Origin of the sequence: Gordonia effusa NBRC 100432, from assembly GCF_000241305.1 — a bacterium.
GTDB classification, from domain to species: domain Bacteria; phylum Actinomycetota; class Actinomycetes; order Mycobacteriales; family Mycobacteriaceae; genus Gordonia; species Gordonia effusa.
Window position 1 is genome coordinate 40059 of sequence record NZ_BAEH01000081.1, and the last position, 20245, is coordinate 60303.

18 protein-coding genes and 1 pseudogene are annotated in these 20245 nt (G+C 63.5%); 10 read left to right on the top strand and 9 right to left on the bottom strand.

Features of this window, described 5'->3' with window-relative positions; genetic code table 11:
- Window positions 1-2 precede the first annotated feature (2 nt).
- The 7 genes and pseudogenes from GOEFS_RS14510 to GOEFS_RS22925 all read left to right on the top strand — a co-directional run bounded on the left by GOEFS_RS14510 (window position 3) and on the right by GOEFS_RS22925 (window position 9235).
- Window positions 3-1643 carry a phytoene desaturase family protein gene (locus tag GOEFS_RS14510; protein ID WP_007318681.1) on the top strand — a complete coding sequence of 547 codons (1641 nt, stop codon included), beginning with the start codon at window positions 3-5 and terminating at the stop codon, window positions 1641-1643.
- A gap of 36 nt (window positions 1644-1679) precedes the next feature.
- Window positions 1680-2444, top strand: coding sequence for an LppM family (lipo)protein (locus GOEFS_RS14515; RefSeq protein WP_007318682.1), 765 nt, complete (start codon window positions 1680-1682; stop codon window positions 2442-2444).
- Between the two features lie 55 nt (window positions 2445-2499).
- Window positions 2500-3594 carry a polyprenyl synthetase family protein gene (locus GOEFS_RS14520; protein ID WP_040525212.1) on the top strand — a complete coding sequence of 365 codons (1095 nt, stop codon included), beginning with the start codon at window positions 2500-2502 and terminating at the stop codon, window positions 3592-3594.
- The gene (crtI, locus tag GOEFS_RS14525) at window positions 3591-5165 is read left to right on the top strand and encodes a phytoene desaturase family protein (RefSeq protein WP_007318684.1); all 1575 of its coding nucleotides are present in this window, start codon (window positions 3591-3593) and stop codon (window positions 5163-5165) included. The genes GOEFS_RS14520 and crtI overlap by 4 nt, the downstream gene beginning before the upstream one ends.
- Window positions 5162-6748: a polyprenol phosphomannose-dependent alpha 1,6 mannosyltransferase MptB gene (mptB, locus tag GOEFS_RS14530; RefSeq protein ID WP_007318685.1), complete on the top strand. Its 1587-nt coding sequence runs from the start codon at window positions 5162-5164 to the stop codon at window positions 6746-6748. Before crtI ends, mptB begins: the two co-directional genes overlap by 4 nt.
- Entirely contained in the window at window positions 6745-7680 is a 936-nt protein-coding gene (locus GOEFS_RS14535) for a phytoene/squalene synthase family protein (protein ID WP_007318686.1), read from the top strand. Before mptB ends, GOEFS_RS14535 begins: the two co-directional genes overlap by 4 nt.
- A 206-nt stretch (window positions 7681-7886) precedes the next feature.
- Window positions 7887-9235 (top strand): annotated as a pseudogene (locus tag GOEFS_RS22925) (HNH endonuclease signature motif containing protein).
- A 49-nt stretch (window positions 9236-9284) separates the two neighbouring features.
- On the opposite strand, the gene GOEFS_RS14545 reads toward GOEFS_RS22925, so the two are convergent.
- Window positions 9285-9650: an Rv2175c family DNA-binding protein gene (locus tag GOEFS_RS14545; RefSeq protein ID WP_007318689.1), complete on the bottom strand. Its 366-nt coding sequence runs from the start codon at window positions 9648-9650 to the stop codon at window positions 9285-9287.
- Window positions 9651-9725: 75 nt separating this feature from the next.
- Between GOEFS_RS14545 and GOEFS_RS14550 the strand changes: the two genes are divergently transcribed.
- Entirely contained in the window at window positions 9726-10955 is a 1230-nt protein-coding gene (locus GOEFS_RS14550) for a protein kinase domain-containing protein (RefSeq protein WP_007318690.1), read from the top strand.
- Window positions 10956-11381: 426 nt separating this feature from the next.
- Here GOEFS_RS14550 and GOEFS_RS14560 read toward each other — a convergent pair whose 3' ends face one another.
- Window positions 11382-12776 carry a class II 3-deoxy-7-phosphoheptulonate synthase gene (locus tag GOEFS_RS14560; RefSeq protein ID WP_040525199.1) on the bottom strand — a complete coding sequence of 465 codons (1395 nt, stop codon included), beginning with the start codon at window positions 12774-12776 and terminating at the stop codon, window positions 11382-11384.
- 48 nt (window positions 12777-12824) lie between these two features.
- Complete coding sequence (locus tag GOEFS_RS14565) at window positions 12825-13313, bottom strand: polyadenylate-specific 3'-exoribonuclease AS (protein WP_007318692.1); 489 nt, start codon at window positions 13311-13313, stop codon at window positions 12825-12827.
- Between the two features lie 76 nt (window positions 13314-13389).
- Here GOEFS_RS14565 and GOEFS_RS14570 point away from each other — a divergent pair, with 76 nt between their 5' ends.
- Window positions 13390-14730: a glycosyltransferase 87 family protein gene (locus GOEFS_RS14570; RefSeq protein ID WP_040525200.1), complete on the top strand. Its 1341-nt coding sequence runs from the start codon at window positions 13390-13392 to the stop codon at window positions 14728-14730.
- 28 nt (window positions 14731-14758) lie between these two features.
- Here GOEFS_RS14570 and GOEFS_RS14575 read toward each other — a convergent pair whose 3' ends face one another.
- The 6 genes from GOEFS_RS14575 to GOEFS_RS14600 all read right to left on the bottom strand — a co-directional run bounded on the left by GOEFS_RS14575 (window position 14759) and on the right by GOEFS_RS14600 (window position 19094).
- Window positions 14759-15478 carry a lysophospholipid acyltransferase family protein gene (locus GOEFS_RS14575; RefSeq protein WP_040525201.1) on the bottom strand — a complete coding sequence of 240 codons (720 nt, stop codon included), beginning with the start codon at window positions 15476-15478 and terminating at the stop codon, window positions 14759-14761.
- 136 nt (window positions 15479-15614) lie between these two features.
- Entirely contained in the window at window positions 15615-16583 is a 969-nt protein-coding gene (locus GOEFS_RS14580; RefSeq protein ID WP_007318696.1) for an ROK family protein, read from the bottom strand.
- Window positions 16584-16615: 32 nt separating this feature from the next.
- Entirely contained in the window at window positions 16616-16966 is a 351-nt protein-coding gene (locus tag GOEFS_RS14585; protein ID WP_007318697.1) for a hypothetical protein, read from the bottom strand.
- A 36-nt stretch (window positions 16967-17002) separates the two neighbouring features.
- Window positions 17003-18190: an ArsA family ATPase gene (locus GOEFS_RS14590; protein ID WP_040525202.1), complete on the bottom strand. Its 1188-nt coding sequence runs from the start codon at window positions 18188-18190 to the stop codon at window positions 17003-17005.
- A gap of 20 nt (window positions 18191-18210) precedes the next feature.
- Window positions 18211-18675 carry an SRPBCC family protein gene (locus GOEFS_RS14595; RefSeq protein WP_007318699.1) on the bottom strand — a complete coding sequence of 155 codons (465 nt, stop codon included), beginning with the start codon at window positions 18673-18675 and terminating at the stop codon, window positions 18211-18213.
- Window positions 18675-19094 (bottom strand): hypothetical protein, encoded by a 420-nt coding sequence (locus GOEFS_RS14600; RefSeq protein ID WP_007318700.1) that lies wholly within the window; start codon window positions 19092-19094, stop codon window positions 18675-18677. Before GOEFS_RS14600 ends, GOEFS_RS14595 begins: the two co-directional genes overlap by 1 nt.
- Before the next feature lie 153 nt (window positions 19095-19247).
- On the opposite strand from GOEFS_RS14600, the gene GOEFS_RS14605 reads away from it, so the two are divergent.
- Window positions 19248-20245 (top strand): AMP-binding protein (locus GOEFS_RS14605; protein WP_007318701.1); only part of this gene is annotated, 998 nt, incomplete at its 3' end.

Consider the following 20245-nt stretch of genomic DNA (forward strand, 5'->3'; position numbering starts at 1 on the left):
CAATGAGCACCGCCGACATTGATGACGTCGTAGTGATCGGCGGCGGACATAACGGGCTGGTGGCCGCCGCCTATGTGGCGCAGGCCGGACTGCGGGTACGCGTCATCGAACGCGACACGGTACTCGGCGGTGCCGTCTCGACGGTGGAACGCTTCCCTGGCTACCGCGTCGACCGCGGTTCGTCGGCGCACTTGATGATCCGACATACCCCGATCCTCGACGAGTTGGACCTGTCGAGGTTCGGATTGCGGTACATCGACTGCGATCCGTGGGCCTTCGCGCCCGACCCCGACGGCGGCGATGCCCTGGTCTTCTTCGCCGATCTCGACCGAACCTGCACAAATATCGAACGCGTCTGCGGCCCCGACGACGCAGCTGCCTATCGCGAGTTCATCAGGGTGTGGACCCCACGGGCACAAGCGGTGATGCGGGCCTTCATCACCCCGGCCACCCTCGACCGCTTCGGTCGCGCGTTCGGCGGCCTTTATCGCACCGCCACCACGGCGCGACGGGGAATCATCGGCGCGCGCGCAGGCGCGATGAGTTCGATGGCTCAGGACATGATGCTCTCCGGCGACGCTCTGCTCGACCGCTGGTTCGATTCCCCCAGACTGAAAGCGGCGCTGTCCTGGTTCGGTGCGCAGTCGGGCCCACCGATGACCGCTCCGGGCACCGCACCGATGGTCGGTTTCGCGGCACTCATGCACAAGATTCCCCCGGGACGCGCCGTCGGCGGCAGTGGCGCACTCACCACCGCGTTGCTCAACCGCCTCGACGCCGACGGCGCGATAGTCGAATCAGGCTGTGCGGCAAGCCTTTTGCAGCGCGACCCGGCCGGCTGGCGGATAACGCTCGCCGACGGAAGCCGCCGTCGGGCGCGTCGGGTGATCGCCGCCTGCCATATCAACGCCACGCTCGACCTACTCGGCGATGTCGCACCGCGCGACGTCGCGCGGTGGCGACGGCAGATCGTCGTTGGGAACGGCATCGGCATGGCAGTTCGGTTGGGCACCACCGCACTCCCTGACTACCCCGGCCTCCCCGCCGACCTTCCACCCCACGGAGTGCATAGCGGCCTTGGCCTACTTGTCACCGACCGAGCACATCTGAACGCCGCTCATGCCGACGCGATCGCTGGCTTGCTGCCGCGCCGACCCGCACTCGTCGCGATGTCCTTTTCTGCCCTTGATCCGACGCTGGCGCCGGTCAACCGGCAGCAAATCAACCTGTGGGCGCAGTGGCATCCGTATCGGCTCTCCGAACAACTGCGCGCGGCGGGGCAGTCCTGGAGGACCCTTGCCGAGACAGCAGCAGACGGCATCCTGACCGAATTCGACCGGCACGCACCGGGTATCGCATCCGCCGTCGAGCATCGCTACATCCAGACGCCGGCTGACTTGGAGTCTGAGCTGGCGTTGCCGGCCGGCAACATCATGCATGTGGAGATGAGCATCGATCAGATGTTCATGTGGCGACCCCACCCTGATCTGGCCGGACACCGTATTCCCGGCGTCGCCGATCTGTTCCTGGCCGGCGCGTCCACACATCCCGGCGGCGGTGTCACCGGCGCCAGCGGCCGGATAGCCGCGCACGCGGCGCTCACACGCGTACGCGGTACACGACACCGGCTACGCGGGCATTGACCTAATCGGCCGCGCTGGTCTGGCACGATAGTCACCGTGTCCCGAAGAGTTCATCGCAAAACCGCCCTGCCAGTTGCCGCACTCGTCGCTCTGCTGGCGCTGTCCGGTCTGCTGTCGGGATGTATGACGCGATCAACTACGGTCGGCGACCGGTTCGCTGGCGAGATTATCGTCGCGACATCGCCGGATAATCCACGCGGAGCACCGAACCTCGACATCCCCCAGTCGATGGCAAGTCATATCACCGTCGCCGAGTACAAGGAAACCGATAAGTCGGGCGATCAGACCTTGCGTATCGGCACCCGCGCCTACTACTCGGACCTCACCTCCGGACAGTTCAGCCAGCTCGCCGACATCATCGCGGGCGCCTACGACAACTCCAATATGAGTATGGAGATCAGCGGCAAACGCAGCGGCGACATCGTCCGTATGCGCGGTACCGCCGATCTGTCCGATCTGGTGGCTCAGCGTGACCAGATTCGCCTCATCGTCACCTTCAACGGCCCGGTGATCGCCAGCAACGGTGAACAGACCGGCTCGCAAACGGTCGCGTGGAATCTTCCGATCGGCAAGTCGGGCACCCTCAACGCCGACGCCCAGTACCCCGACCCCGCGACTGCCGCGATTAGCAGTTGGGCGTGGTTCCTCGGCATCGTCTGTGTGATCGCCGTCGGCCTCATCGGGTATATCGCCTTCCGCAATCGCGACGCGGCCCCCAGGCCGGGCGCACCGGCCCGCGCCGGTAAGAAGCCGGAGACCGACTCGACGAACTCCGGCCCGGTTTCCGCCGGTAAGAAGTGACATCAAACCCCATCAGCGCATATCGAGGCCGGTTGGCTAGCCTGGTCAGGTGAGTATCAACGCCGCCGTTCCGACCCCGATCGAGGCCGTACCAGCGGTGGTGAAGGCTCGGTTGATCGAATTTTTCGACGCCACTACACCGACGGTCGCGGCCATCTCGCCGGTAGTCACCGCAGGTGCCGAGCACCTACGCGGGTTCGTACTCAACGGCGGAAAGCGAGTCCGACCCACCTTCGCGTGGGCCGGTTGGCAATGCGCGATTCAGGCCGGCGACACCGTCGACTCAGAATCGGCCCTCGCTGATTCCGCGGATGTCGTTACACTCGGCGCCGCACTGGAATTGGTACAGGCATGTGCCTTGCTGCACGACGACATCATCGACAGATCCGACACGCGCCGCGGCCGGCCAACTGTTCATCGCTTGTATCGGGCCGAACATATCGAGGCCGGTTGGTCGGGTGAAGCAACGCATTTCGGCGAGTCGGCGGCGATACTCATCGGCGACCTCGCCCTCGCGTGGGCCGACGACCTGGCCGCCGCCCTCCCCCGTCATATCGCACCGATCTGGTCGGCGATGCGTACCGAAGTCCTCGGTGGTCAATTACTCGACATCGTCAACGAGGCGTCAGCAGACGAATCCGTCGATGCTGCCCTGTCAGTGATGCGATTCAAAACCGCTGCCTATACCGTCGCACGGCCGCTGGAACTCGGTGCGGCACTTGGCAACGCGTCGCCCCAACTCATTTCCGCACTGGCCGGCATTGGGCACGATCTGGGGCTTGCGTTCCAACTGCGCGACGACTTACTCGGCGTCTTCGGCGACCCCGAGACGACCGGGAAACCGTCCGGTGACGATCTCATATCAGGCAAGCGGACAGTACTCATCGCGGACGGCCTGGCGCGCGCGAGAAAATCCAATCCCGCTGCCGCACAAGCACTTCGATCCGCATTAGGCACCACCCTCACCGACGCGGAGCTAGCCGACGCACGAGGAATTCTGCGCGATGTCGGAGCCGTCACCGCGATCGAGGACCGCATCACCGAACACCTGCGGTCCGCGCTGAACGCCATCGACAGCTTGCCGACGAGCGCTGGCGCCCGCACCGACCTAGCGTCGGTCGCCAACGCGATTGCGTACCGAAACGCATGAGTGCACAACAGATTCCGGGACCAACCGATCAAGTCGTCATTGTTGGCGCGGGTCTGTCGGGACTGACCGCCGGGTTGTATCTGCGTTCCGCCGGACATCGGGTGACGATCATCGAGCGCAACGCCCACGCGGGCGGCCTCGTGCGAACCGAACGATTGTCCGCCACCGACGGTGTCGAGCACCATTTCGACACTGGCGCAACCATTCTCACCATGCCAGAGTTGGTAGTCGGCGCGCTTGGCGCGGTTGGCGTCAGCTCCGACGAGGCCGCGCGACGTCTTGGTCTGCGTACCGTCGATCCGAGTTACGCGATGCGGTTCGCCGACGGCAGTGGACTCGATGTTCGGCATGATCGCGCAGCGCTGATCAACGAGGTCGACACTCGATTCGGCGCGAAGCAGGCGCGCGGCGTGGCCAACCTGTGTGACTGGCTGGACCGGCTCTACGACGTGGAATTCGATGCGTTCATCGATCGCAATTTCGACGGCATCGGCGATTTCGTCGATCCACAATTGCGTGGGCCGGCACTACAATTGGCGCGTCTGGGCGCCATTCGCGGCTTGACCGGCGCGATCGCACGTCACGTGAGCGATGAACGTCTGCAACGCGCCTTCACCTTCCAGGCCCTCTACGCGGGCGTACCTCCGCACCGCGCCGCGGCTATCTACGCGATCATCGCGCAAATGGATATCGGCCGAGGCGTCTACTATCCCGCCGGCGGTATGGGCACGGTTGGACGCGTACTCGCCGACGCTTTCGTCGATGCGGGCGGAGTTCTCGAGTTCGCCACTCGTGCAACGTCGTTCCATCGGTCCGCTTCGGGTCGTATCGACGTCGTCGAGGCGATCGGGCCCAACGAAACACCGACAGATTTCCCGGCCGACGCCGTGATCGCCGCGGTCGGCGTGCCGGTGATCGATTCGCTGCTGACCCCCGCGAACAGAGAAATTCGCGCCATTCGTTACTCCCCCAGTGCGGTTGTGGCACATGGCATTATGCCTACGTCGAGCACCCGATCGTGGCCAGGCGACCATCACACGATCGACTTCGGCGCGGCCTGGAAATCGACCTTCGCGCAAATCTCCCCCGGTCGTCGACGTCGGGGCCAGCTAATGAGCGATCCGTCGCTACTGCTCACCAGACCGGCTATTAGCGACCCGGATACATTTCGCCGCAACGGGTTCGAGTCGGTGTCACTCCTCGCACCATGCCCCAACCTGGACGCGGCACCTCTCGAGTGGAGTGCATTGGCACGGCCGTACGTCACCGAATGCCTCGGCGTGCTGGAGCGGCGTGGCTACCGAGGCATCGCACAAATGGAGATCTTGCGTATCGACGATCCGAGTAGTTGGGCCGATGCCGGTTACGGTGCCGGAACTCCGTTCAGTGCGGCCCACACCGTTAGGCAGACCGGGCCTTTCCGAACTCCCAACAGGTGGCCGGGCGTGGAAAATCTCGTAGTCGCCGGCGCGGCGACCACACCGGGCGTCGGCATTCCTCCGGTACTCATCTCCGGGCGATTGGCCGCGGACCGAATCACCAGCACACGCCAGGACGGAGTGGCGCGGTGAGTGATACCGCGCGCGTACCGCGCGAATTATGTTGGGGCGTGGTCGGTTCGATCCTGGTGGCGGTTGGAGCGTTCGGTGTCGCGGACATCCCGAGGAACAGCCACCCGGCGCAACGATGGTTCCTCGATGTACTGACCTATGGCCACGGCAAGACCCTGTCGGCACTCGTTTTCTGGACCGGTGTCGCCACGTTGGTGTTCTGCTGGATGCGGGTCGGGCGTCGGCTACTGTCTCGCGACGACGTTGTCGGCACGACGCCCACCGTGCGTCAGATGCGTTGGGCCGCATTGGGTTGGGCCGCGCCGTTACTGGTCACCGTGCCGATTTACAGCCGTGACGTCTACGCCTACTTGGCCCAAGCCGCGGTGTTCCGCGAAGGATTCAATCCCTACACCGACGGCCCGGTGCACTATCCGGGCCCACTTCTCGACAGTATGGCGCAGGTCTGGGCGGCCACTACCGCTCCCTACGGCCCGGCGTTCGTCGCGTTGATGCGCGGTGTCGTCGGGGTTACCGGCGACCACGTGATCCTCGGTGTGCTCGCGGTCCGCCTGGTACTACTCCCCGGATTGTTGTTGGCTCTGTGGGCGATTCCCCGTCTCGCGAGACATTTCGGGGCATCCGCGCAGACTGGCTTGTGGCTGGCACTCCTCAATCCACTGATCCTCATCCACGTTGTCGGCGGGCCACACGTGGAGTTGCTGATGATGGGCCTGCTGGTCGCAGGCGTGACACTCGTCGTCGAACGTCGTCATCTGTGGGGGCTGGTTGTCCTGGGCCTGGCGGTGTCGATCAAAATCACTGCCGGCGTGGCCATTCCATTCGTCCTGTGGATCTGGCTCGCCCACATCCGTCACGCGCGCGCACAGTCCCATCCCGAGACCGACGCCCAGGTCGCGCAGATTCCGTTGTGGCGCTTGGGCTGGCGCACCGTCCTAGGCGTCTTTGCGGCGACCGTGGCGATTCCGGTTGCGGTCTTCGCGTTCTGGACCACCGTCACCGGCCTCGGCATGGGCTGGTTGTCGGGCCTCGGCTGGGCTGACCGAATCATCAACTGGCTCACCGTGCCAACCCTGGTTGGGCATATCGTCACCTGGATCGCCGCGCCATTCACCGCGCTGAACCTACAGCCGGTTCTCGTGGTGACCAGACTCATTGGTGCGGTTGCGCTCGCTGGAATTCTGGTGTGGATGTGGTGGCGCGCTCGCGCTGGTGAGCGTGTGGCGATGACCTCGATGCTGTGGGCGATGTTCGCCGTTCTCCTACTCGAGCCTTCCACGCTGCCGTGGTACTACACCTGGGTCTTGTGTCTGGCCGCCGCTGTCACGCTGCCAAATGCGGTGCGCGCGTGGATCATCGGAGCTTCTGTTGTCGGACTCATCATCTTCCAGCCCGATGACTCGATCGTTCTCTACAAGCCGATCGAATTGATGGTGGCTCTAGCGCTCGGGCTGCTCGCCGGTTGGTCGCTACAACATAGCGACCCGCTGCGAATCGGCGCCGCGGCACGATGGGCGTGGTTCGGCCGCGCACACCAATCCGACGCCGAAAGCGTTGGCGCAGTGGCTGTTCGAGCGCCATGACGCCGCCGGCCACCGGATCAGCCGAACGAGGGTATCTGCATTCGGCACGATTGATCGCCGCACATGGGCGGACCTATCATCTGGCGACACAACTGCTGCCGGCGGCAAATCGCCGCGGAGTCAACGCGCTTTACGGCTACGCCCGAGTTGTCGACGACATCGTCGACCATGCCGATGATGACGCGCACGCGACACTGGCACATCTCGACGCGGTACTCGATGCACTGGACAGCTCCCTCGCCGATGTCTCGTTCGGCCAAAGCGTTGCGGCACAACGCTTATCCGCCGTTGAGGCCGACGTCGTCGCCGCCACTGCCGACACCGCACGGCGGTGGGTGATTCCCGCCGAGTATTTCGCGGCCTTCGGACGGTCGATGCGGATGGATGTTCCGGGCGCCGACGGATTCGTCAATCGCTACCGCACTTTCGCCCAATTGCGGGAGTACACCTACGGGTCTGCCGCGGTTATCGGCCTGCAATTACTGCCGTTGCTCGGCGTCGGCGATCCCGACGTGTCGACGTCGACCGCGGCCGCACTACTCGGCGAAGCGTTCCAGTTGACCAACTTCCTACGCGACGTCGGCGAGGACCTCGACCGCGACCGCGTGTACCTGCCAGCCGATGAGTTGCGCGCGTTCGGAGTGGACATCGATCATCTGCGTACGTGCCGGCTGGAGCGCACCAGCAGTCCACAGCTACGTCGGGCGCTAGCCCATCTAATCGCAATCAACCGGGATCTGTATCGCCGGGCGGTTCCGGGAATTTCACTGCTGCCCAAGAAGATCCGTCCCGCCATCACGGCAGCCGCCAGGTCATACGCGGATATTCTGGGCGTGATCGAAGCACCCGGATTTGACGTTATGGCCTCGCGCGCGGTGGTTCCCCGACGCCGACGGCTCGGACATGCGGCGAGCGCGATGGTGGGGAGATAGTTTCGACTCCAGCAGGTCCGAAGTTGGCGTACCCCCGCGATAGGCTGGGAACAAATCGGTGAACGGTTTGGGGGAGGTGAACAATGAGTCGATCAGAGGGGCTGGGATCGAATGATCCGGCGGATTCGGGTGAAGCCCGCCTGTCGGGATTGTCGGTTGCGGAGCTGTACCATCTCGCAGAGGCCGCGATCGACCGCTTGGCACAAATGCCTACTGCTGCCTCCACCTCGAAAGAGGTTGCTGCACTTGCCTATACGCACGAGCGAGTGGCGCGCAAACTTGCTGGCGTCGGGTACCAACGAGTCCTCGATGTCGAAGAACGAGGCGCGTACACCGGCGCCGGGTACACCACCCTGAGCATGTTCCTAGCCACCGGACTACGACTAGGCCGAGGCGCAGCCAACCGATGCCTCGCAGCAACTCGGGCAACCGGCGAACGCCGAGCCATCACCGGTGAAACACTGTCACCAAACCGTCCAACAGCCGCCGAAGCCGTCGAGCAAGGATTGATCTCCGAAGACCACGTCACCGTCATCGAGACAGTTCTCGACAAAGTCCCGTCAACGATCGGTCCGGCGAAAGTCGCCAGCGCCGAGGCTGAGTTGGCAGCCAACGCCCGACTATTCTCCCCGACTGACTTAGCCAAGATCGGCGATCGAATCCTCACTCACCTCGATCCCGACGGAACGCTCACCGACGACAAGGATCGTCAACGCCAACGCGGCCTAACCCTGTCGCCGCAAGATCGCCAGTTAATGTCCACCGTAAAGGCCACCTGACGCCCGCGGTGCGCGCGCAGTTCGAAGCCATCCTGAATGCTTGGGCTGCCCCAGGCATGAACAATCCAGATGACGAGACGCCATTGTTTGGAGCCTCCGATGATTCCGATCTGGACCCGCAGACCCTCACTGATGCCCAAACCCGCGACACTCGTACTCAAGCCCAGCACAACCATGATGCACTCGCCGCGATATGCCGTTTTGTATTGGGCCACAAGGGACTCGGTGAACCACACCGACTGCCCGTCGAAATCGTCATCACCTCCACCCTGTCCGAACTAGCCAATCTGACCGGATTCGCGACCACCGCCACCGGCACCGACCTACCCATCGGCGACCTGATCGAACTCGCCGCCGATGCACACCCCTGGCTCGAAGTATTCAACGACCACACACACGAGGTGCTCTACCTCGGGCGAGCCAACCGATTCGCCTCCAAAGCCCAACGCCTCGCGCTGTTCGGCCGCGATCGCGGTTGCACCGGCCCACTCTGCGACGTGCCGTTTGCGAGAACCGAGGCCCACCACGCCCCCGACTGGGCACTGGGCGGCGCCACTGACATCGACCACCTCGGCGCCGCTTGTCCCCGACACAACCGGGCCGTCGGAAACCAACCCGGCCAATGGGAAACCACCATCCTCACCCACGGCCCACACATCGGACGCATGGGCTGGCGACCCACCGGCACCAACAATGACAGTGCTTGGCAAGTCAACCCCATCCACCACCCCAACCTCGCCGATAAGCGCATCGAGACTGTCAGGCTTCAAACATGAAGAGCCACAACGCGATAGGTGAGCAGCGACGATGAGACGCGCGCAGCACCTACATCGCTTCGGCCTGCGCCCGCCGGATCACTTCGCGAGCCGAGTGGGAATGCAGCGCCTGTGCCGGATGAATCCCGAGGTCATCCTGCACGGTGAATAGCCAGCGCAACGCCTCGTCGCGATCGAATCCGCCGTCGAGTAGCACAGCTACGATGCCGTCGAAATGTTTAGCGATGCCGTTGTCGTCGAAGAACAACGCGGGGATACCCGGCTCGCCATTACGGGACAGCGCGAGCAGGTGGTGATCGCGGATCAGCGTGCGTACCCGTCCGGCCGAGACCCTCAGGCGTCGCGCTGCTTCGTCCACGGTCAACACCTCGACCTCGCCGGGTAGGTCATCGGCGGACAGGGGTAAGGAAGCCACGAACTGACCCTACCCGAGACACACGCACGTCACGCTGTAGCCACCGCGATTGATCAGGCGGGTAAATTCAAGCAGGTGAACAATGCCGTCGACCCGCTACTGGGGGCCGCGCTCGAACGCCGATACCGGCTCGACGCACTTATCGCACGCGGCGGGATGAGTGCGGTCTACCTCGGCCACGATTTCCGGTTGGGCCGCTCAGTCGCTGTCAAGGTAATGGACGCCGCCTACAGCCACGATCCAGTCTTCTTGAAACGCTTCGATTTTGAAGCCCGGGCGGTGGCCGGACTCAAGCATGCCGGGCTCGTCGCCGTATACGACCAGGGTATCGACGCCGATACGGCCTTCCTCGTCATGGAATTGGTTGAGGGCGGGAGCCTGCGTGAATTGCTGCGCGAGCGCGGTCCCATGCCGCCGCATGCGGTCGTCGCGGCACTGGACCCGGTTCTCGGTGCACTAGGCACCGCGCATCGCGCCGGACTGGTGCATCGCGACGTGAAGCCGGAAAACATCCTCATCTCCGACGACGGCGAGGTGAAGATCGCCGACTTCGGTTTGGTTCGCGCGGTAGCTGAAGCCGGGGTCACTTCGGCCAGCGTCATCCTCGGCACGGCCGCGTACCTCTCCCCTGAACAGGTGGAGTCAACACACGCCGACGCGCGGTCGGACGTCTACTCGACCGGCATAGTGATGTTCGAATTACTCACCGGCCGAACACCTTTCCGCGGCGACACCCCGCTCGGCCTTGCGTATCAACGCCTCACTTACGACGTTCCCGCACCGAGCGCCGTCGTGCCCGGGATCCCACCGGAGATCGATGAATTGGTGTTGCGCGCAACCGAACGCGACCCGCGCGATCGCTATCTCGACGGGTTTGATCTACGTAGAGCATTGCTCGACGCCGCGGACGAACTTGATCTTCCCCCGTTCACGGTGCCAGCGCCGGTTCGCTCGGCGGAGCGAGAGTCAGTGTCCGCCTTTCGATCCCGCGGAGTCCCAGGCCACGGGCTGCCACCGACGCCCAGTGTGATCGACACCGTTCCGCCGAGCCGGACCAGAACCGTCACCGACCCGAATCGCCCGGCGTCGTCGTCAGATGACGACCGGTATTACGATCGCGACAACCACGACGATCACACCGTCGATCTCCCGGACCGGTTCGACGACGATTTTGACGACGTCGACGACAATGTCGAGCTGTCGACGCGAGCGGGTTTGGCGGCGTTCTGGATCTTCCTGGTCCTATTGTCCGCGGCCTGCCTAGCCAGCGTCGGCTGGTGGCTAGGCAACGGCTTCCTGAGCTGACCGCGTAAACGTTTGGCGGAGAGCTCTTTTGGGACCGGTCGCGCCGTCAACGCTGTCGGTACCTTGGCTGCGATGACGTGCTGGTTGCGGAGTCTCGATACACCCGTCTCGGCTAGCGCCTCGCCGGGCACTCGACCAGCGGTGGCACGGCAATAGTCGGTAGTCGGGAGGCATATCGATGATGCGCACAGTAGCGGTCGGGACGGTATTCGCCGATGATCGAGTGCGCACAGTAAGTTGTCGGGACAATATTCGTCGATGGTCGAGTGCGCTCGACGAGCGCAGCGAGACGCGCGTGTATCGAGACCGGGGTGAGACGACCTCGGGTGGCGACAACTCGGGTCACCGCAGCAAACGTGAACCGATCACAAGAAGCGACAGGGCGGCCACAACGACCGCACCCGAAATGAGATAAAGCGCGAAACCTTACCCTCGGAGCATCTCCGCGACCAGGAACGCCAACTCCAACGACTGCTGAGTATTCAACCGGGGATCGCATGCCGTCTCGTATCGACCGGCCAGATCGATGTCGGAGATTTCCTGCGCGCCACCGAGACATTCGGTGACATCCTCACCGGTCAATTCGATATGCACACCGCCCGGGTGAGTACCCAGTGCGCGATGCACCTCGAAGAAGCCCTGGACTTCGTCGACGATCCGATCGAAATGCCTCGTCTTGAAACCGGTACTGGCCTCGTGGGTGTTGCCGTGCATCGGGTCGCTCTGCCAGATGACCTTGTGCCCAGTCTCCTCCACCGCCGCGACGATCGGCGGCAGGACGTCGCGTACGTTGCCGTTCCCCATCCGAGCGACCAGAGTCAGCCGACCGGGCTGGTTATGCGGATCGAGACGCCGAACGTACTCGGCGGCCTGTTCAGGTGTGGTTGTCGGCCCGATCTTGACGCCGATCGGATTGGTAATCAATTCGGCGAAGGCGATATGCGCACCGTCGAGGTCGCGGGTACGTTCGCCGATCCACAAGAAATGCGCGGAGAGGTCGTACAGGACCTGCTCGTCGACCCCCTTCGGATCGGCGGCCAGACGCAACATCGCTCGCTCATAGTCGAGGACCAACGCCTCGTGGGAGGCGAATATCGCCGCCGACTGGAGACTCGTGTCGCGCACGCCGCAGGCATCCATGAAACGCAGACCGCGATCAATCTCCGCGGCGAGCGCCTCGTAGCGCGCACCAGCCGGTGATATCCGCACGAACTCGCGGTTCCAGTCGTGGACTCGATGAAGATCGGCTTCTGAACTCGTCAACGCCCGAACCAGGTTCATCGCGGCCGAGGCGTTCGCGTAGGCACGAACCAGACGCGACGGATCATGTTCGCGGACAGCGGCTTCGGGCGGAAATCCGTTGATCATGTCACCGCGGTAGGAGGGCAAACCGAGTGCGTCGGTATTCGACGACCGCGGCTTGGCGTACTGACCCGCGATCCGCGCGAGTTTCACGACGGGCATGCTCGCGCCGTAGGTCAGAACGACGGCCATCTGCAGCAGCGTGCGGATATTGCCCTTGATATGCGGTTCGGTGTTGTCGACGAAGGTTTCCGCACAGTCGCCGCCCTGCAAGAGAAACGCCTTGCCGTTCGCCACGTCGGCCAGTTGGTCGGACAATGCCTCCACTTCGGCCGGCATGCAGATCGGCGGCACGCTCTCCAGCACCGTGCGCATTTTGCGGGCCTCGTCCTCGGGCCAGCTCGGCTGTTGCTTGGCTGGTCGCGTGAGCATGGCGTCAAAGCGGTGTTGCAATTGGCCCGGCAGTGGGGGCAGTTCGGGCAGTTCATCGATCGGCACGTCGACAGTCCAGTTCACCACGTGCAATAGCCTAGCGACATCCGTTCACATCGCGTGCACGACCTCGAACTAACGCGCGTGATCCGCGGCCACGATAGCCTCCCACTTACGCAGGTTGTGCCGGGCGTCGGCAAGTGCGTCGTGAGCATCGCGTGGCGCGTTGGGTAGCAACGGTCGACCGGCATCGTCCCAATACTGTTTCAACTCCCTCGTGTATCGGGGTATGTTGCGCGGCAACGCGGTCATCGGACCCCACAGTTGGCACAGTGCCACGTGGTCGTAGGCGCCGACCCAGGCCCACAGTTCGATCTCCGAACCGTCCGCGGTGAGGAACTCCAATAACTCGTCACGGATGGTGCGCCGCGACTTCCAGACCTTCGATGAGGGCGAGGGCAACTTGGGCAGAACATTCGCCCGCACCCAGTCTCCGGCGCGTGACTCGTCGAACTCGGTGGACACCGCGTAGAATTCACGACCGTCTTCGGCGACCACCCCCAACGACACTAAATCGATGGTGTGGCCGTCCTCGATAAACTCCGAGTCGTAGAAGAATCGCATGACCGTAGTATCCCCCGAGCCGCCTCATGCCGGTTCACCGCTGTGCCCAAGTGTCCCCGCCCAGAATGCGCCGCAGATGCCCTTGTTCCCCACCCGAGTCGACGCCTGGCTGTCCAATTGGCGCCCGAGCATCCTCGCGCGCATATCGATAGTCCTCGTTTTCGCCGCGTCGACCTTGATGCAGGTAGTCGGAGTGCCATTCACATCGAGTTTCGGCACCCGCACGCGTATTGACCTCGACGTCTACCGATTGGGCTCGCAGCTCTGGCAGCAGGGTGTCTCTCTCTACGACGTCGGCTCGATGCCGTTCACCGATGACGGCATCTGGTTGCCCTTCACCTATCCACCCTTCGCGGCGTTATCCTTCGTTCCACTTGGCGCGATGCCACTGACAATCGCGGGCTGGTTCGTCGCCCTCACGTCAATCGCCCTGGTCGTGGTGATCGTCAAAATTGTGCTGCGCGTGCTCGATGTGGGCACCGCGGCAAATCGTTGGTGGCTTGCCGCCGCGATTGCCGCTGCCGCGATCTGGCTCAACCCGACGTGGATGACGCTGGGGTTCGGACAGGTGAATATCTACCTGGTGACACTGATTATCGTCGATGTCTTCGTGGTGGGACGGCACAGCCGGGCGCGCGGCGTCCTGATCGGTATCGCGTCCGCGATCAAACTGACTCCGTTGGTCTTCGTCGCCGTATTCGTGGTCGCCCGGCAATGGCGTGCTGCGGCGACCGTCGCGATCACTTTTGCCTGCGCGGCGGCTTTGGCGGCGGTCTGGATGCCGGTCGATTCGTGGCGCTACTGGACTCACACGCTGTTTCACACCACTCGTATCGGTGATCCGGCCGGCCCGATCAATCAAAATCTGAATGCCCTGTGGATTCGACTGGTCGACAGCCAGTCGGCGCAGCAGATGCTGTGGCTCATCAGCTCGGTCGTCGCGACCGCCCTGATGGTGCTCGCGGTGCGTGCGGCCCGACCGGTCGCGGCCTTCGCATCCGACGCCACCGGGCGTCGGGCCGACGCTATGTCGGTCACGATCGCGATCGCCACGTGGGGTCTGCTGATTTCTCCCACCACCTGGGGTCATCACTGGGTGTGGGTGATACCGGCGATTATCTTGTGCGCGGTGGTCGCGGCACGTACCGGCGATCGCCGTACCCGGTGGGTCCATACGACGATCGCTGTGTCAGGGGCCGTGATCTTCGCGATCGGCCCTTATCAACTACTGCCGAAGCGTGTCGGCGACTGGACGTTCTTTGAGCACGTCGTCGGAAATTCCTACACGCTGTGGGGACTGTGCCTACTTATCGCTCTCTGGCTCGCTCCAGCGAAGCTATCCGCCCCCGGCGCGCCCGGTGGCGAATCGGCGGCCGAGGTACCCGCCAGCCAATCCGAAGCGACCCCGACCAGTTGATACCGGCTAGCGCAGAATTGCTACGTCCTCACGCGGCTGGCTTTTCGGCCCCGTCGGTAGGCGCGCTGGACTGCGCTGGCTTGTTCTTCAAGGATGCCGCGTAGACATCGACGTATTGCTGACCAGAGAGCTGCATCAACTCGTACATGATCTCGTCGGTTACCGCACGCTCGATGAAACGGTTACCGGCCATCCCGTCGAAACGAGAGAAATCCAGCGGCTTACCGATTTTCACGGTGATGCGGGCCAGCCGCGGAATCGTCGTGCCAGGCGGGTTGAGGCCGTCGGTGCCGATCATCGCGACCGGGATCACCGGCAGCCCCGTTTCCATCGCGACGCGCGCCAAACCGGTCTTGCCTTTGAATAACCGGCCGTCCGGTGAGCGGGTTCCTTCGGGGTACATGCACATCAGTTCGCCTTGGTCGAGCATGCGACGGGCGGAGAGCAACGCACCCGCCGCGGCGTCGGCGCCGGAGCGATCGATGGGAATCTGGCCCGAAGCGCTGAAGAACCAACGCTGAAATCCACCTTTGAGGCCGGTGCCGGTGAAGTACTCGCTCTTGGCCAGGAAGTAGATACGTCGAGGCACCATCAGCGGCAAGTAGAAACTATCCACCACGGCGAGGTGGTTACTCGCCAGGATCGCTGGGCCTTCGACCGGAATGTTTTCCAGCCCTTCGATTTTCGGCCGCCCGATCAGGCGTAGGAACGGGCCCATCAATATGTACTTGAACAGCCAATACCACATTGTTTACTCCGCACCGCCTCGAATGATTTTCGATCTCTGCCCTGCTTCACAGCAACCAGACCCATTGAGCACAAAGATTACTCTGTGCCTACTCCGGCGCCACGACGGCGGCGTACCGGCCGCACACGCCGGCATCTCACACCGACCCTGCCGACACCGACAACTCTTGACGGGCCACCTCGGCAGCACCGATGACGCTTGCCGATTCGCCCAATTGGGTGCCCCGAATGCGGGCGAGTTGTCGATGCCCTGCTCCGGTGACCAGCGTTGCGTACTGTTCGCGCGCTTCATCGAGATAGAGCCCCGAAGCCCGGCCAACGCCCCCGGCGATCACGATCAAGTCCGGATCGAAGATATCGGCGATCATCGCGAGTCCCTGTGCGAGCGATCGGCTAAAAATTTCGAAGGCGCGCACCGCGACCGGATCGCCGTCACTGGCCGCGGCGGCCACTCGACGTCCGGTGACCGAGCCCGGATCCGCCGCGAGGTCGGCAGCCAACTGACTACGCCCCCAGTCCGCATCGGCAACAAGTTCAACGACCGTGTCAACCAAAGCCGTTCCGCTGCAGTATCTTTCCCAGCAGCCGCGTTTGCCGCACGCGCACGGGCGTCCATTGGGCACGACGGTGATATGCCCCAGTTCCGGTGCGACACCGAAACTTCCACGATAGAGCGCACCGTCGAGCAATAGGCCGGTGCCGATACCGGTGCCGATGGCCACCACCAACGAGTTATGTCCCCTGGCCGCGGCGCCAAATCGGTATTCGGCCACGGCCGCTGCGTTCGCATCATGTTCGGTGAAGACCGGTAGGCCGATTCGCGCTGTCATATCGGCCGCTACGGCTGCCTCCCGCCACGGCAAATGGGGAGCGAAGCGGACGACATCACGTTCTGCCGTGAGAAATCCGGCGATAGCCAAACCGATGCCGGCCACCGACCAGCGAGACGCCAGCTCGCCCACCAATCGATCCAGACAATGTTCGAGAGCGGCGGTAGTAGCCGGCGTCACGGCCCGCAACGTGTCGAGCAACTGTCCCCGGTCGTCGACGACGGCGGCCCGCACACTCGTACCACCGATGTCGATCCCGATTGTCAACCCGCTCATACCCTGACCCTTCTCTGCCGCACCGGGCCTGGTCAATCCGTGGCCACCGACCGGTCTATCCGCACCGCGATCGATTGATACTGCTGCGGCGCACCAGCTCCCACGTTCGCCGATGATCCGCGCAATGCCTTCGCGATGGCTTCCAGAACCGCGATCAGCGTAGCTATCAGTCGGGCGAGCAGCTCACCGATTTCACCAAGCAATGCCGAAATGTCACCTGCTAGGTCATGCCCGGCAACCCCGGCGCCAACAAGGTCGGGTGAGCCAGCGAAGAGTCCGGCAAGATTATCGATCTGGGCGGCCAGGCCCAGCAGTACCTCACGCATCAGGTCCGACGAATCGCCGCTCGTGCCACTACCGCTCTGGTCACGCTCCTGCGTCATGGAGTCTCCCGTCTATCCCGGCCGATCGGCGAGAATCTAATCGTCGCTGCGCCTATTCTTCCGCGCCGGCGCCGACTTCTTTTGCGGCCATACCGCCGGATTCGGGGTGAACCGGATCCTTAGCACGCCTCCGTCCCAAGCCGCATCGGTAACAACACAACGGCGTAGCACAGACGGTAAGCGTACCGGGTACCGAAATCCGCTTATCGTCACCAGCAGATCGTCGTCAGACCTCCCCAAGCCCAATCGATCGGGTTCAGGCAACGGCTGATGCCACGACATCTCGTAAATGGCGTCCAGATCACTGCCGGACACGAGGTCGACCCGAGCCGCCGCCGAACCGGTCGGCCGCCCACCCGGCGCCGGCAACGTGATGTTCAGTTTGCGCAGACGCACGCTACGGTCAAGCGGGCCAACGACTTTCGGGACTGTCACGACGTCGACCGCGTCGCCGGCAACCGCGCTCATTCTTGCCGCGTCATCGACGCTTCCGCTGTTATCGAAAATCGCACGCACCGGCAGGCCCATCAACGCGGCCGACGCCATCTGCGCGGTCAACACCGTGGTGCTACGCGATCCGGCCCCAACCACCAGGTGCGCCGCGGTGGTATGCGGATCGGCGAGCAGCGCCGCGATGTCTCGGCAATCGCCATCGAGGTGATCGACGGCCGCGGTCAGCCGCGCCATCATCGGGCGCTCGCTCGCCGCCGCGAGCCGACGATGCCGCGGCCAGAGCCGGTTGAGCGCCTGACTAAGCACAGCGGGCGCCCGCAGCAGCGCCAGCGGATCGCGCTGTCCGGAACAATCGACGATCACCGATGTCCAGCGACCGCTCGTCGCCTCGTCACGTACCCGGCGCATCAACAGAAGATCTTCGATACCCGGCAGCGAGATCAATTCACCGGGCGCGATGGCGGCCAGGGCGGACACCACCGGCAAGATCGGTCCGGAATGAGATTGCGCCGTCGCCAATGCCTGGGCGAATTCCCCCCAGGTCTGCTCGGTAACCGCGAGCGGATCTAATTCCAGTAGCGACAAATTCGACGAAATCTCAACCGGCACAGAAGATTTACTGTAAACACCGAATCGGGCCGCGGTTTGCGAATGCCGATCACAGGTGATGAGCAGCGTGTTGTCCGATGCCGATCGTCCCCTGCTGCGCGGTCCCACCGCGGCGGCAGCGGCCACCACTGATACCCCATCGCCGCCCGGTCCCAGCAGCAAGTGAATGGGTGTGAGATCGATCAGCCTTCAACTCTTTTCTTGAGGTCGTTAAGCGCGGCATCGGTGATCGCCTTCTCCGCTCGCCGCTTCAACGTACCGATCAATGGCACGACGAGATCGACCATCAAATCGTAAGTGACTTTAGTAGATCCCGGAACCTGTTGCGCGAGAGCGTATTTACCTCGCTGGTCCCGTTGCAGGTCGCTACTGACCAACTGCCACGACACAGACCGGCCATCGGCAGCCCAGTCATAGTCGAGTACGTAGGTATCCTTGAGCACTCCGGCGTCGAGCACAAACCGCACCTGCTTCGCCGAGCCGTCGTCGGCGGTGGAAATCACCTCGACCGATCGGGCCGCGGACACCCACTCGGGGTATTTCGCGAAATCCGCGATCACGGCCATTACCTGTTCAGCGTCGGCGTTGATGACAATCGACCGCTGGGTTGAGTCGCCGCTGCCCGACGCCGACGTATTCTCTGCCACTACTTCTGCTCCCCTGCCGAAGTTGCGCTGACCGCGGGGTCGCCCGGCTCCCGCCCCGCTTCCAGCCGTTGTTTCACATCGAACGACATCGTCTTGCCCGCTACCCGCCGCAACCGATTCGCCTCGGCGAGCGCGCGTGAGCGCGCCTGCTCGTCACCGGGCAGAACGCCGGCCGGCTCCGCATGCAGGTAGTAGTGCAGCACAAAGCCGTCCATGACCGCTTCGCACCATAGTTCCATCGTGCCGGTTAGTGGCCCCTCGACCGTCCAACGCATCCCCTCGTGCCGGCGATCTTCAGTTACCCGCAGCCGCAAATCCGGCCACCAGGTACGCCATAATCCGCGATCGGCGATAACGTCGGTCACCAATTCTGGCGCTGCGGCGACGAAGATCTCATCCGCCACCTGAATGCTCGTCACCGGATTAGTGTCGCATGCGCGGGTCTACGTCCCTCAACGAGCCGGACCCGCGACAGCCCCACGAGCGGGCCCGACCCGCATACGCTGACCAAACACCTGGATATACGCTGTTACTCGGCAGTATCTGGTTTTACCCGCGAAAGGTTTTTGACGATGACCGAGTTCTCCGTCCCGGCCAAATTCACCATCGCCGCTGACGCGAACTGCACAGATGTCATCTTCGACATCGCCGCGCAGGACCCGAATAAGACACTTTTCCGGGACAAGGTCGACGGCCACTGGGCGCCGATAACGGCCGCCGAGGCGGCGGCAACCATCACCGCCCTCGCCAAGGGGTTTATCGCTCAGGGCATCAAGCCGGGAGATCGCATCGCACTGCTCTCGCGAACTCGACTGGAGTGGGTACTCATCGACGTCGCGATCTGGTCTGCCGGCGCAATCCCGGTGCCGATCTACGATTCGTCGTCAGGACCGCAGATCGACTGGATTCTGGAGGATTCCCAAGCCGTCGCGATCGTCGTCGAGGACGACGGTCAGCGGGCCATAGTCGAGGAGATCGGCAACCTCTCGAGTGTGAAAACCGTCTACCAGATCGAGAATGGCGACGATGGCATCGTCGCCACCCTGACCGCCGCTGGAGCCGACGTCGCCGACAGTGAGGTCGCCGCTCGCCGAGATGGAGTGAAGTCTGCCGATCCGGCCACTCTCATCTATACCTCCGGCACCACCGGCCGGCCCAAGGGTTGCATGCTGACCCACGCGAATATGCTCAGCGAGATCGACGCCGTACTCGAAGGCAATATGAGTACGCTGCTCGGTCCGAGCAAACGACTGCTGATGTTCCTGCCGCTAGCGCATGTACTGGCCCGTGCGATCACCTATGTAGCACTGAAAGCCGGTGTGGAAGTTGGGTTTACCGCCGACACCCGCAATTTGCTCCCCGAATTCGCGGCGTTCCGCCCCTCGCTTATCTTGTCGGTGCCGCGCGTATTCGAGAAGGTGTACAACACCGCGCGGCAGAACGCTCACAGCGACGGCAAAGGCAAGATTTTCGACCTCGCCGCCGATACCGCCGTGGCCTACAGCCAGTCGCTCGACGCAGGCGGCGCCGGACTGGGCTTGCGCCTGCGCCACACCGTGTTCGACAAACT

What these genes read in the sequence shown, in the direction of transcription:
- GOEFS_RS14575 (WP_040525201.1), bottom strand. Translation starts at nt 15,478, where the DNA reads ATGTGGTATTGGCTGTTCAAGTACATATTGATGGGCCCGTTCCTACGC.
- GOEFS_RS14570 (WP_040525200.1), top strand. Translation starts at nt 13,390, where the DNA reads ATGCCCTTGTTCCCCACCCGAGTCGACGCCTGGCTGTCCAATTGGCGC.
- GOEFS_RS14580 (WP_007318696.1), bottom strand. Translation starts at nt 16,583, where the DNA reads ATGAGCGGGTTGACAATCGGGATCGACATCGGTGGTACGAGTGTGCGG.
- GOEFS_RS14585 (WP_007318697.1), bottom strand. Translation starts at nt 16,966, where the DNA reads ATGACGCAGGAGCGTGACCAGAGCGGTAGTGGCACGAGCGGCGATTCG.
- GOEFS_RS14565 (WP_007318692.1), bottom strand. Translation starts at nt 13,313, where the DNA reads ATGCGATTCTTCTACGACTCGGAGTTTATCGAGGACGGCCACACCATC.
- crtI (WP_007318684.1), top strand. Translation starts at nt 3,591, where the DNA reads ATGAGTGCACAACAGATTCCGGGACCAACCGATCAAGTCGTCATTGTT.
- GOEFS_RS14535 (WP_007318686.1), top strand. Translation starts at nt 6,745, where the DNA reads ATGACGCCGCCGGCCACCGGATCAGCCGAACGAGGGTATCTGCATTCG.
- GOEFS_RS14510 (WP_007318681.1), top strand. Translation starts at nt 3, where the DNA reads ATGAGCACCGCCGACATTGATGACGTCGTAGTGATCGGCGGCGGACAT.